Here is a 13,368-nt window from a genome sequence, read left to right on the forward strand (position 1 = left end):
AAATTGGCAATATCTGTCAAAACAAAGTGCAATTTCTCCGACATACTGCAATCAATACGACTCGCACAGAAAAAATATCATGAATGCTATCGTCAAATATCAAGTCGAACCCATTGTTCGCACAAAGCTAAATTTTAAGTTAGAAGAAATCCCGCGCTATTGGTTTGGCGGAGACCCTTTTTTAACACGTATGTTTGATGCCTTGAGCCTGACCTTTCCTGATGGCGAGCGCTATTTCATTGAATCTGTTCGTCTGTTCCGCAGTCAAATTCAAGACCCTGATTTACAGCAACGTGTCGCTGACTTTATTCGTCAAGAAGCGCAGCATGGTATGGCGCATGACAAAATGAATATGTTGATGAAACAACAAGGCATGCCTGTCGATGCGTTCATTAAACGTCTGAATAAAATTTTTAAATTTGAACTGAGCAAACGCTCACCTGAATACAACATTGCCATGACGGCTTCAGCCGAGCACTTGACTGCGCTGATGGCTGAAACCTTTTGTAGCCAAAAGTCCGTCTTAGAATCTGCGCATCCTTATGTCCGTGCATTATTTATTTGGCATGCGATAGAAGAAATGGAACATCGCGATGTGGCTTTTGATGTGATGAAGGATGTTGCTAAGGTCGATGAAAATCTAAAGAAATTCACTCTGGTCTGGACCAGTGGATTGATGCTTGGCTTTACCTTATATCGTGCCAATGTGATGCTTAAACATGACGGCTTCAGTTTCAAGGAACGTTTAAAATTAAATATGAAAGGCTTACCGTGGTTCTTTGGTAAAAATGGCACCCTCACCCGTATGAGCAAGCCATATCGAGATTGGTTTAAAAAAGACTTCCATCCGAGTCAGCATCCCATTGTGCAAAATTATGATCTTTGGTTAAAAACTTATGAAGAAACCAATGATCCAATTCAAGCTGCAGAAGTGTTTTGGCAAGCTGCAAAATAAAAATTGAATAAAAAAAGCCGCATCGATTGCGGCTTTTTTATAGGCTTAGACTTACCATTTTGCATAGTGCTGCTCAAGTAAACCATATTCATTTAAGAATACAATTTCTTCGCCATCACGTTGAATTGTACCGCTAATTTTTGCCTGCCATTGACTGAACTGACTACCGACCAATCTTAAATTCAGGTTTTCATAGCGCCGCCAACCTGTGGTGACGATCAAATTTAAGCTGTTGTCTAATGAACTAATATTCCATTGATTATCGCCTTGTTGCTGGAACAGCACATCAGACATGGCATACAGATGTCCATTGACCCACAGACAATTTTCATTGCCAAAGCTTTCATTTACACCAGAGGCAAGATTGATCCCAACGCGTCGATTTTGACTGTCCCAAAAGTTACACGATAACCAAAACCATGCGGTTTCAGGACGAAGAAAACCACAGGTATCATCTAAAGACACCAATGTTCGGTCATGAAATTGAATGGTCTTGCCTTGCTTATTGATAAAAAAACCTTCACAGCCCAACGTCGTCAATTTTTGAGTATAGGTCCAACCATTAATTCCTGTAGGGCTACACATACTCAGCGGATCAGTCCCCGCACAAAACACTCGAGCGCTCAGTTTGAGTTCGCCATGTTTTGACATTTGAATGTATCGCACACCATTGGCATGCTGAATGTCTAGTTGAATCCCAGACTTAATAAAATGACTTTGATTAAATAAAGGTTGTTCATCTAAAACGGTATTACGTGACAGGAAATTAATCGAATTCCATTCCAACACTTCATTCGTAATATGGTCATACACATAGACAAAACCGTGCCCCGCCCACGCGATATCGGCAATCGCTAGACCAATCGTATAATGATCATGCTGAATACAACAAAATTTAAATTTTTTATATTTTAAACGCTTACGCCAACCTTGAAGTCGTTTTCCATACGGTGTCTTATATTCATACTTACTTAAATCGATGCGATTGGGAAGTTCACTAAAACGTCCATAATGCGGCTGTCCATTCGGCCGTATTAAATCCATATACGCCATTCCATTGAGGTTTAAGGTCTAAATCCTGAATGTTATTATGCCTATTATTTAACGCCTGAAAAGACAATCCATCTGATTTCAGGCGAATATCACAAAAAAATATAAAAGCTGACATTTCAGCTCTTAATCATCACAATTATTCATTTATTAAGATGTAATCATTTTTCCATGAATTTTGCTGGCTATGCGGCGTTTCAACCAATTCGATATAGCGCCCATAGACATGATCAATCGCAATACAATCATCAACATCTAGGGTTCGGTCGGTATGTTGTTTTTGCCAATGTGACTCAAAAAAAGCCTTGCCCCGTTGTTTTGCAACGCTGGCATTTTGTCCCGTCACCAAAACATAACGATGTAATTCACCAAATTCGCGGGCATCATATCCCCCGAGATTAATCAGCCATAATTTTTCATCTTCAGCTCGGGGCGCGGCATCACAAAATTGGATGCGATAATGCCGATTTTCAGTGCTGACTGTATGTACTTGTGCCCAAGCATCAATATGTAAGCCTTTTTGCTCACCAAACCATGCCGTTCTCAGTTGCGGATAAACCTCTTCTAATGCGTTACCCACTGCAAGAATGACATCATGCACTTCGATATTTGCTCTTGGATGGCGTCCGCCGAGCATCACCATAAATAAACTGGACACAATCTTCCCCCTATTTTTGACTTCAACTGCCCACATAGGGCTGAAGCAATTTCAATAAAATCACGCCGCCTAGCGATAGTACTGCATTGTTAACGAAATGAATGAGTAAGACATGCCAAATGTTACGCGTCCACAAATAGATCAGGTTGAGAAATAGGCCTGCCGCCATAAAACTGATGGTCGCAATCAAATCGCCATCAAAATTATGATAATGAATCAAGCCAAATAAGATTGAGTTCAGTAAGACCAAAATCACTCGCCATAGCCACGGCTGTACAAATAGCTTTTGTAGCAAGGTATAGCGGAAAATAATATCTTCGAGCAAAGCGGTAAATAATGGCCCAAGACTGATGATCAGCAAGCTGAAAAAGGCAATCGTATTGGGATCAATGGTCGATTCTTTTTCAATGCTCTCGCCCACTGGCAACAGACTGCGTGTAAAAGAAATCACCACTTGTAAAGCGACTGCACCAACAACCACCAACAGGCTTGAACGCCAAAAGGCCTGTTTATACTTTTGCCAGTGTGTATACAGCATCGTTTTATAGAGCCAACACACGGCAATAAATAAAATACCGCGAAAGATCGCATCACCCAAAGCAACCTGAGCCGAAACACCAAAAAACTGGTCTAAGACATAACTGTTGAGCAAGATCAACGGAAGAATGCACAGCGCAAAACTATCACGCCATTGCCAAGAAATATGGGTGGGAAAGGATTCAGCACGAACCAATTGGGTAAACGTCATTGTTATAAAGTCTTTCTAAAGCAATAAAATTTGCGCAGTATTGTGATTTATTCCACACTTTTATTCTGCATCTGTTTTGTAGTGATTTGCCTCAATAAAATTTTCAGCCCAAAAAAATCGCGCGGAATTGCTTCTGCGCGATTTTTTTTAATCCTCCCAACCCTCCTTTAACAAAGGAGGGCTTTTCCCCTCTTTATTAAAGAGGGGTTGGGGGAGATTTTACATTTCAACCATTTCCACGCCATCAATACGGGCAACGGTCATTAAATCTTTATCACCACGGCCTGATACAGTCGCGATAATAATTTGGTCTTTGTCCATCGTCGGCGCAAGTTTCGTCACATAAGCCATCGCATGTGAGCTTTCGAGCGCAGGGATAATACCTTCAATATGCGTGAGGTCACGGAAGCCTTGCAGCGCTTCAGTATCATTGATTGGCACATAGTTCACACGGTGCATATCTTTTAAGAAGCTGTGCTCTGGGCCTACACCTGGGTAGTCCAGACCTGCAGAAATTGAATGTGTTTCAATGATTTGACCTTGATCATCCGACATCAGGTAAGTACGGTTACCGTGAAGTACACCCACATGACCTGCATTGAGTGGTGCAGAGTGTTTGCCTGTTTCAATGCCATAGCCTGCAGCTTCGACACCGTACATTTTCACATCTTCATCATTTAAGAATGGATAGAACAAGCCCATCGCATTTGAACCGCCGCCCACACATGCAACCAAGGCATCTGGTAAACGGCCTGCTTGTTCTTGAATTTGTTTACGCGCTTCACGGCCAATGATCGATTGGAAATCACGAACCAATTGCGGATATGGATGCGGACCTGCAACGGTACCAATCACATAATAAGTTGAATCAACATTGGTTACCCAGTCACGCATCGCTTCGTTCATAGCATCCTTCAATGTTTTTGAACCGCTTTCTACAGGTACAACTGTCGCGCCAAGCAAACGCATACGGTACACGTTCATGGCTTGACGTTTTACGTCTTCTGCACCCATGAACACGACACATTCAAGGCCTAAACGCGCAGCAATCGTTGCCGTTGCTACACCGTGCTGACCTGCGCCTGTTTCCGCAATAATACGTTTCTTACCTGAAAGTTTAGCCAGCAAAGCCTGACCAATGGTGTTATTCACTTTGTGAGAACCAGTATGGTTCAGGTCTTCACGTTTTAAATAAATTTGCGCACCACCCAACTCTTTCGACCATCGTTCAGCATAATACAAAGGACTTGGACGACCGACGTAATACGCCAAGTCACGGTCGAATTCTGCCAAAAACTGTGCATCATCTTTCATGCGGAAATAGAGTTTTTCTAAGTCCTCAAGTGCTGCCATAAGAGTTTCTGACACAAAACGCCCGCCATGAATACCAAAATGCCCTTGTGCGTCAGGGAATTGGGTATAGTCAATCTTATTTTGCTGATCCACGATGGACTCCTTGCATAAAGCGTTCTATGAGTTGTTGGTCTTTAATACCTTTTGCCGATTCTACACCACCACTCACATCTACGGCGTAAGCACCAGTGATTTGAATCGCTTCTTCAATATTGTCAGGCTTTAAACCGCCCGCCAAAATTAAAGGAATATCGAGTTTTGGGAACTGTGTCCAGTCAAAACTATGCCCTGTACCGCCTTTCAGTTCAGGATGCCATGCATCTAACAGTACGGCGCTTGCCCCAGCCTGTTGAAAGGCTTGAATCTCTCTAATCACGTCCAAATCGGGTTTGACCTGAATGGCTTTATACCAGCGGCGCCCAACGGGCTGCGCAATCATTTTGCACTGTTCAGGGCTTTCATCGCCATGAAACTGCAGGATATCTACAGGTGAAATTTTTAAAATATCCTGTATGTCTGTAGCCGATGCATTCACGAATAAACCCACGGTCTGCACATAGGGCGGCACATGCTGAATCAGCTCAGCGGCCTGCTCTGCCGTTACACTGCGTGGGCTGGGCGCAAAGAATACAAATCCTATCGCATCTGCACCAGCTTGGACGACAGATTGGATATCTTGAGTACGTGTAATTCCGCAGATTTTGGCACGGGTTCGCATGTTGTTTTGGCTCTGACTCCGCCCTATTCATAGCCTATCTATAAATATAAGGGCGAATCATTGTAATGCAATTTTCAAGTATTGCGTGGATTTTCAGCATCATTCAGCAGAATTTAAAAAGCCCTGATCAATCAGGGCTTTTTTTTAAGAAGGCTTGATACTTATTTCATGGCATAACGCAAGGTTACCCAAGCAGTGCGACCATCTTGATTAAATAAAGTGTTATTGCTGTAGTTGGTCGAATATTCTTTATCAAATATATTGGCAAGTTTGGCTTGAACACTGAATTCAGGCGTGGCTTGATAAGTTACTCGCGTATCCACTGTGGCAAAAGAGCCCAATTCAGCAGTATTTGTAGCATTAGTATAACGCTTATCTTCTGCATGAACTGAAGCACCGACAGTCCACTTATCCATTGTATAATCTGCTGAAGCATTAAAGATTTGCTTTGGTTTTAAAAACAACTGCTTGCCATGAAGTCCTGCTGTCTCGTTTTCAGGTTCTTGATATGTATAATTCACATTCCAAACAAAATCATTTAATTGCTGAGTGAATGATAATTCAGCACCTTTAATTTTTGCATTATCTATATTGCTTGGAACATAGTTCCCCGTTGCATTTGGTGCCCATGCGATCATATTTTCAATTTCATTATAGAAACCGTTTAGCTCCCATTGAACATTGCTGATCACACCTTTGAACCCAATTTCATAGTTTTCAGATTCTTCTGGCACTAATGTAGGATTTTCACTTCCTGGCCAATACAAATCATTGAATGTCGGGGCTTTAAATGCGGTGCCATAACTGACATAAGTTTGCACTGCATCACTGAAGCGATATCCTAAAGTCGCGCTTCCAGTCGTATGATTACCAAACTGCTCGTTATCATCCTGACGGACTGCACCTTGCACATCGAAGTTACCAAATGAACCTAGATATTGCGCAAAGTAAGCTTTGTTATCACGCTCTTTAACAGCATAAGATTTAGTACCTGATACTTCATCATTCTGATAATCAAAGCCAAGCATCAATGTATTTTGCTGATTAAATTCCAATGTATTCAGCCAAGATAAACTATCTCGCTGGGTGTTAATCACTGATGGATAGCCATCTCGGCTATCTAACTTGTCTTCAGAGCGACCTAACTTGACTTGTGTTGTCCATATATCAAAAGGCTTATAGGTAGCACCAATGCTGTAAACATTTTGCTCGATTTTACTATGCACATTTTTTGCATCAATATAAGGAGAACCCCAGTCATCCCTATTATCATATTCATTTTCACCATCAACGACTAAGACACTTGCATCAACATCAAATTGATCATTGAATTTATGCCCCATACGCAGAGATGCTGACTTATTTTCGTAGCCATCTTTATCCAAGTCATTAGATTCATTAATATTTGTCGCATCAATGCCTTGAGTTTTCGTTCCTGCAACATTCAGAGTTGCCCAAGTATCATTTTGGCGAATATTTAAACCAACATTCCCTTGATATGTTTCATGTGAACCATAGGTAAAAGATGCAAAAGGCTTCACCCCATTTTGCGTCCCTTTACGGGTAAAGATTTGAATTACACCGCCAATGGCTTCTGAACCATATAAGCTTGAACGCGGACCACGCAGAACTTCGACACGCTCAATTTGATCAATGGGGAAATGCTCAAAAGCCGTTTCACCAAGCGTTGCAGAACCCACTTTTTGACCATCTACCAAGACCAATGCATGGCGATTGCCTGTACCGCGAATAGAAACACTGGTTGTTTTCCCTAAACCACCAGTATTGCTATATGTTACGCCCGGCACTGTACGAAGCAATTCTTGCAAAGAAGTAAATTGCTTGCGTTCAATTTCTTCACGGTTGATTACGGTGACTGCCGCCAAGGTTTTTTGTGCGTCTTGCTCAACAATATTGGCAACCGTGTTGGTAATCACTGGAAGTTGATAAACTTGGTCTGCTGCCATCGCAGCAGAAAGTGGAGATAAAACAAAAAGTGACCCGAGTAGAGTCTTAGAAAAAGAATGCATGCTGTATTCCCCGATCGCACCGCCCGTGCGAATAATAAAATGGATAACGCAGGGGGATTCAGGGTCAGCAATGCAAGGCCAATATTGGCGCAATGATGCAATCCCGCTATAACGCCCGCCGCATTATGAATAGGTCTGCATCAGGCCGGTCTCCGGACTTACGTTATTGAATAACGATTCACCGTTGCGGGGGCAGTGTCAGATGACAACAGCTATAGACTGTTGGACTAACTTCCCAGTTTCACTTCTCAATTAAGGAAGCACCTGAAGCGCAGGCAGATTAATTTCTGCTCCACAGCAAGTCAAGCTGTATATGCACCTATCTTCAAATACCCCATAGTTTCGATTGTTCGAATAATCGGAGTTCACTATACTTAAGCCATTCACAACAGTTGGCATGGGAAGTTTCCACAACACTGCCCCCGCAACGGTGCGCAAAAGTAAATTTGCCAGTCCGATACCTGCTCACTGTGTTCTATCACTCAATCATTTACGTGGGGTAAATGTATGGAGCATCGCATGTCAACTTTAGCTCGCCCTACAGCACTCGCTACAGGCATTGCTGCCGCTTGGGCTTTTTCTACATCTTGTTTTGCAAATGAATCGCGCATTGCTCAACCAACAATGGATACCATTGTGGTGACTGCAACACGCTCACAAGAAAAATTAGAAAATGTGCCAGCACGTATTTCCATTATTGATGAGTCGCTCATAGATCAATCACCAATTGCATCATTTCCACATTTATTAATGAGTGATGCTTCTATCAATATGGTGCAGCTGGGTGGCTATGGACAACAAGCTTCATTTTTTTTACGTGGCACAGAGTCAGACCACACTTTGGTATTGCGTGACGGTGTCCGTTTAAATAATGATGCCAGCGGTTTAGCGCCAAATAATTTTATAGATACCACAGACATTAAGCAGATTGAGGTTTTAAAAGGCCCAGCATCTGTCCTTTATGGCACCAATGCCATTGGTGGTGTGGTACAAATCATTAGCAAAACCCCTGAAAAAAATGCAGCTTTTATCAGCGCTGAAATAGGTGAAAATCAAACCTATAAAAGTACTGTCGGGGTAGACCTAGCCAAGCAAGGTTTTTATGCGCAAATTCGTGGACAGCGTTTAGAAACCGACGGCACATTGATTCATGAACATGAAAATGCCAGAGCTTCTAGCTTTAATCAAAAAGGCGTGTCTGCCAAATTTGGCTATGAAGAAACACGCTTTGGCACTTCATTGGATTATTCTGAAAACCAAGGTAATGCTCAATATGAGCAATACAGCTGGAATTCACTGCAATATGAGCAAAAGTCGCAAGATTTTAAAAATCAAATTGCAACCCTGAAGTCACGCTTCAACCCCACAGATCAGCTGACCCTGAATGCTCGCGTGTCTTATTTTAAAGATGAGTTGGAACAGCTCAAAATCTTTGAACAGACCCATTATGAATCCACTGAATATGAACTGACCGCAAAACAGCAAATGACGCCGTCTCAGAACATCATTGCAGGCATCACCCATCGGAAGCTAGAAACATCAACGCTAAAAACTGCAGAGTCTTTTCATCAAGACTTAAACAGTACGGGTTATTATCTACAGCACCAATATCAAACTGATAAATTAAAAACTCAAGCGGGTATTCGTCGTGAAGACCATGAAAAATATGGTCAACACACGGTCGGACAAGTTGCTGCGCGTTATTTTTTCACGCCGTTGTTTAGTAGCTATGCCAATATTGGTACAGCATTTAAAGCGCCAACCATGAACGACTTATATTATGGCGACTATGCAAACCCTGACTTAAAACCCGAAGAAAGTCAATCCTATGAAATTGGGCTAGACCTACAAATGACACCACAACTAAAAACTGGTTTGTCTATCTACAGAACTGAAATTGATAACCTTATTGATTCTGATCCCAACAATAACTGGAAGTTTGCCAATATTGATGCAGTGACCATTCAAGGTTCAGAAGTCTATGTGAATTGGAGCAATGAGGCATTTTTTACAAAGGCCAGTTATAGCTACAATCAAGCAAAAAATGATAAAACAGGTTTGGATTTGAGCCGCCGCCCACGTCAAAAACTGGCATTGTCAGCTGGTTGGGCTGATGAACATTATGGGCTGTCAACAACACTGAGTGCGAACAGCCATTCAGACAGCAGTAATTATGATGAGGATGTGATCCCTGGACATGCTCAGATTGATTTCAATAGTTATTACCAACCCAACGAGCAACTGCGCTTCTTTGCCAATATTCAAAATGTCGGCGATGTTCAATATAAAACGGCTTCTGCTGGCAATTTCGACGGCAAATTCTATTTAAATGGCGGCCGTTTGGCTTCCTTTGGCATCACAGTTAGATATTAATTTCACACTGATTTATTCAACTTTTAATCAAAAAATGGACAATTAAAATGGGCCACCGCTTAAGTAAAATTTATACCCGCACAGGCGATTCAGGTACGACAGGTCTTGGCGACGGATCACGCGTAGCCAAAGATGATTTACGTATTGAAGCCTTAGGAGATGTCGATGAACTCAATTCAAGCATTGGTATTCTGCGTTCGCACATCGCACTAAGCAGTATTGAAGACAAAGCGGCTTGGGATAAATCGCTCAGCCTGATTCAGCATTGGTTATTCGACCTTGGCGGTGAAGTCTGCATTCCAAACTTCAACTTGGTACAACCTGTGTCAATTGAGTTTTTGGAAAATGACATTGACCGTATGAATGAAGCACTGCCAATGCTCAAAGACTTTATCCTGCCATCAGGAACATTGGTGTGCAGCTTTGCCCATCAAGCGCGTGCAGTTTGCCGCCGTGCAGAACGTCGTTTAATGGCTGTACATAACCGTGACCAGAACATTCAAGCACCGTCATTGCAGCTACTTAACCGACTCTCTGACTGGTTATTTGTCGCATCGCGTACATTACAACGCGCTGAAGGTGGTTCTGAGGTGCTGTGGCAGAAAAATATTAACGACACGATTGATCAATAATTTTTGGATTCAAAAATTGCTCAAATCCTTTGACCAATTAAAAGTCTATTTTACATTGAAATAAATCGAAACATTTCGTCCGATCATTCTTGTATTTCAGGATGATCGGATCAAAATAACAGTGTCATCTCCCTGTCATTCTTACAGGACATTATGTTCTTAACATCCTTTTTTGTAGGCCTCGTATGCGCATAATCGGTCACCGTGGCGCTCGTGGTGAAGCACCTGAAAATACCCTAGGTGGTTTCCAATATATTCAAGATTTAGGCATACGCTCAGTTGAATTTGATGTGCGACAGCTAAAAGATCGCGCCTTAATTGTGATGCATGACGATCAATTCATCCGTACCACCGGCCAAGATAAGTATCTTTATGAATGCGAAAGTTCTGAACTAGAACCGTATAACCATGCAGTGACATGGTCAGAATGGAATAAAGTTGAGCCGACGCCACTGCTCGAACAAACGCTCAAAATTATTCATAACTTCGATCATATTGAAGTCGAAGTGAAAGCAGTGAAGACACAGACTGAAGCAGAAGCGCTGACTGAAACCTTGGAACAACAGCTCCAAGGTTTCGAACATTCCGCGGTGATCACCAGTTTTGACCCTAAAATTCATCTTGCTTTGCAACAAAAAAAATCCGGCTTCAAACGCGGGCTTTTGGTTGAAACAGACGTAAAATTTAAAGCGATTGAACAAGCACTTGAATTAGGTTGTATCCAAATCGGTTGGATGAACCAACTCGCCAATTCAGACATTATTCAGGCCACACAGCAGGCAAAATTAAATGTGAGCGTGTGGACTGTCAACGACGTTGATCGTGCTAAACAGCTTAAAGATTGGGGCATTAACGGCTTAATTACCGACTATCCTAAAATGATGATGCAGCATTTTTAATGCTGCTTTATTCCCCTAGTTTTATGTAATTCAGTCTTCGATCAACACGTGGCTTTTTCAACTGGCCTATTTTCGTTCTAAAACCAACACGGTTTGACCCCGACTGTTTTGCATTGTCATCTGTTTCCCTTTTATTTGGAATTGTGTTGCGGCTTGCAATGCATCTGAAAGTTCAGCCTCTTGAGCCAAAGCCGAATCACAACTGAAATAGCCTGCTCGCGCATTCAAATCAATGCTGTGTTTTAAGGTATCAATCACATAAGTGCCACTGATGTTATTACATCCCGTATTGCCTTGAATTTGGCGAAATTGTGAACTGAACTGCAAATAAGGTTGATGATGAAAGAACTTGGCTTTTTGCCCTGCAATTTGCACAATCGTCCATGGAATATCTTGTATCCCATCATTCATGCGAATGACTTTTAATGGCTGTTCAACACTGTTGCCCAGTGATTTTCCGTGTAACTTTGTAGTCACTGTCCGTGTAGGAGAATTTTGACAAGCCATCAGTCCAAGACAACTGATCAGAAAGCTGTCCCAGATGCAGTATTTGATAAGTAATTTCAGATTATTTTGACAAATTTGCTGTTTTTTTGGCATCTTTTTACTCCACAAAAAGTCAAATAACTTCAGTCGTATTATGTTACTGTTTAGAACAATACAACTGTACAATAACAGTGGTGAAAACGGGTTTTCCCGTGCTACTATTCTGTACGTTTAAAATCCCTTAAAAATTTAATGGGATTCGTCCTATCTATACCTCCCAAGGTTTCAGGAGTGCTGTTGGAGATGAATGCTCCCCTACCCAAAGCCCCAATAAACTGGATTGCCATTTTTGCATTGGTGTTTTTACCTATTGTCGCAGTTATTGCAATTCCGTTATATGCCATTAATCATGATTTTAGTGCCGCTGCTTGGATCAGTATGTTTGTTTTACTGGGTGTCAGTAGTTTAGGTATTACCGCAGGTTATCACCGCTTATGGGCACACCGTGCTTATGAAGCAACCTTGCCTTTAAAAATCATTTTAATGCTCATGGGTACTTTTGCTGTTCAGAACAGTATTTTGTTCTGGGCTTCAGGTCACCGTACACATCACCGTCATGTAGACGATATTGACCAAGATCCATACTCGATTAATCGTGGTTTCTGGTATGCCCATATCGGGTGGATGCTTCGTGATTATCCAGCAGCAGCACCAAACTATAAAAATGCACCTGACTTATTAAAAGATAAAGTCGTGATGTTCCAAGACAAATATTACATCCCTTTAGTGATTGCCGTTCACGCAGCTATTTTGTTACCAATTGGTTGGGCGGTAGGCGACATGTGGGGCGTTCTATTATTGGGCGGTTTAATGCGTTTAATCTTAAGCCATCACGTAACTTTCTTTATTAACTCACTTTGCCATATGTGGGGCAAACGTCCGTATACTGATGAAAATACGGCACGCGACAACTTTGTTCTAGCTATTGCTACTTGGGGTGAGGGTTATCATAACTATCACCACATTTTCCAATACGACTACCGTAATGGTGTGAAATGGTGGCAATATGACCCAACTAAATGGCTAATTTGGTCATGTTCTAAATTAGGTTTGGCAAAGAACTTACGCCGTATTCCAAGCTTTAATATTAAAAAAGCTGAGTTGGCAATGAAGTTTAAATATGCTGAACAAGACCTTGCGATTTATGGTCTGAATATGACCGATGACATCGCCACAGCAAAACAACGTATTTCTCAAGAATATGATGCGTTTTCGCAAACCTTAAATGACTGGGCAAAATTAAAAGAACAGGAAATTCAAGCGAAGAAAACCGCCGTTGCTGAAAAAATTCATCAAATGGATGACAAACTCAAACTTGAATTCCAGCAAGTTGAACAACGCCTATCTCAGCACCGTGAAACACTGAATCAATTAATGCGTAATTTGAAAAAGAAAACCGCTTAACT

At 41.7% G+C, this 13,368-nt stretch carries 12 protein-coding genes and 1 riboswitch; of the genes, 5 read left to right on the top strand and 7 right to left on the bottom strand.

Annotated features, from left to right (window positions below):
* Positions 1-79: 79 nt before the first annotated feature.
* On the top strand, positions 80-955 hold the full coding sequence (locus tag MST16_RS13450) for a metal-dependent hydrolase (RefSeq protein WP_180011758.1): 876 nt from the start codon (positions 80-82) through the stop codon (positions 953-955).
* A 51-nt stretch (positions 956-1,006) separates the two neighbouring features.
* Here the strand turns inward: MST16_RS13450 and MST16_RS13455 are convergent, their stop codons facing one another.
* The 6 genes from MST16_RS13455 to MST16_RS13480 all read right to left on the bottom strand — a co-directional run bounded on the left by MST16_RS13455 (position 1,007) and on the right by MST16_RS13480 (position 7,512).
* Entirely contained in the window at positions 1,007-1,999 is a 993-nt protein-coding gene (locus MST16_RS13455) for a DUF2804 domain-containing protein (RefSeq protein WP_180011760.1), read from the bottom strand.
* A 145-nt stretch (positions 2,000-2,144) separates the two neighbouring features.
* Entirely contained in the window at positions 2,145-2,663 is a 519-nt protein-coding gene (locus MST16_RS13460; RefSeq protein WP_078194137.1) for a DUF1543 domain-containing protein, read from the bottom strand.
* 22 nt (positions 2,664-2,685) lie between these two features.
* Entirely contained in the window at positions 2,686-3,411 is a 726-nt protein-coding gene (locus MST16_RS13465) for a CPBP family intramembrane glutamic endopeptidase (RefSeq protein ID WP_180011762.1), read from the bottom strand.
* A gap of 219 nt (positions 3,412-3,630) precedes the next feature.
* On the bottom strand, positions 3,631-4,857 hold the full coding sequence (trpB, locus tag MST16_RS13470) for a tryptophan synthase subunit beta (RefSeq protein WP_117007224.1): 1,227 nt from the start codon (positions 4,855-4,857) through the stop codon (positions 3,631-3,633).
* Complete coding sequence (locus tag MST16_RS13475) at positions 4,841-5,482, bottom strand: phosphoribosylanthranilate isomerase (RefSeq protein ID WP_180011764.1); 642 nt, start codon at positions 5,480-5,482, stop codon at positions 4,841-4,843. Before MST16_RS13475 ends, trpB begins: the two co-directional genes overlap by 17 nt.
* A 161-nt stretch (positions 5,483-5,643) precedes the next feature.
* On the bottom strand, positions 5,644-7,512 hold the full coding sequence (locus MST16_RS13480) for a TonB-dependent receptor domain-containing protein (protein WP_180011766.1): 1,869 nt from the start codon (positions 7,510-7,512) through the stop codon (positions 5,644-5,646).
* 125 nt (positions 7,513-7,637) lie between these two features.
* Positions 7,638-7,795, bottom strand: a riboswitch (cobalamin riboswitch).
* Positions 7,796-8,031: 236 nt separating this feature from the next.
* Here MST16_RS13480 and MST16_RS13485 point away from each other — a divergent pair.
* From MST16_RS13485 to MST16_RS13495, 3 genes are all read left to right on the top strand, one after another.
* Positions 8,032-9,885: a TonB-dependent siderophore receptor gene (locus tag MST16_RS13485; RefSeq protein ID WP_180011767.1), complete on the top strand. Its 1,854-nt coding sequence runs from the start codon at positions 8,032-8,034 to the stop codon at positions 9,883-9,885.
* Between the two features lie 47 nt (positions 9,886-9,932).
* The gene (locus MST16_RS13490) at positions 9,933-10,517 is read left to right on the top strand and encodes a cob(I)yrinic acid a,c-diamide adenosyltransferase (RefSeq protein ID WP_111885379.1); all 585 of its coding nucleotides are present in this window, start codon (positions 9,933-9,935) and stop codon (positions 10,515-10,517) included.
* Between the two features lie 185 nt (positions 10,518-10,702).
* Positions 10,703-11,416 (top strand): glycerophosphodiester phosphodiesterase, encoded by a 714-nt coding sequence (locus MST16_RS13495; protein WP_180011769.1) that lies wholly within the window; start codon positions 10,703-10,705, stop codon positions 11,414-11,416.
* A 66-nt stretch (positions 11,417-11,482) separates the two neighbouring features.
* Here the strand turns inward: MST16_RS13495 and MST16_RS13500 are convergent, their stop codons facing one another.
* Positions 11,483-12,016 carry an META domain-containing protein gene (locus tag MST16_RS13500; protein ID WP_180011771.1) on the bottom strand — a complete coding sequence of 178 codons (534 nt, stop codon included), beginning with the start codon at positions 12,014-12,016 and terminating at the stop codon, positions 11,483-11,485.
* 189 nt (positions 12,017-12,205) lie between these two features.
* Here MST16_RS13500 and MST16_RS13505 point away from each other — a divergent pair, with 189 nt between their 5' ends.
* Positions 12,206-13,366 (top strand): acyl-CoA desaturase, encoded by a 1,161-nt coding sequence (locus MST16_RS13505; protein WP_180011773.1) that lies wholly within the window; start codon positions 12,206-12,208, stop codon positions 13,364-13,366.
* The last annotated feature ends 2 nt before the right edge of the window (positions 13,367-13,368 follow it).

The sequence above is a fragment of the Acinetobacter sp. YH16040_T genome (genome assembly GCF_024605785.1).
GTDB lineage: Bacteria > Pseudomonadota > Gammaproteobacteria > Pseudomonadales > Moraxellaceae > Acinetobacter > Acinetobacter amyesii.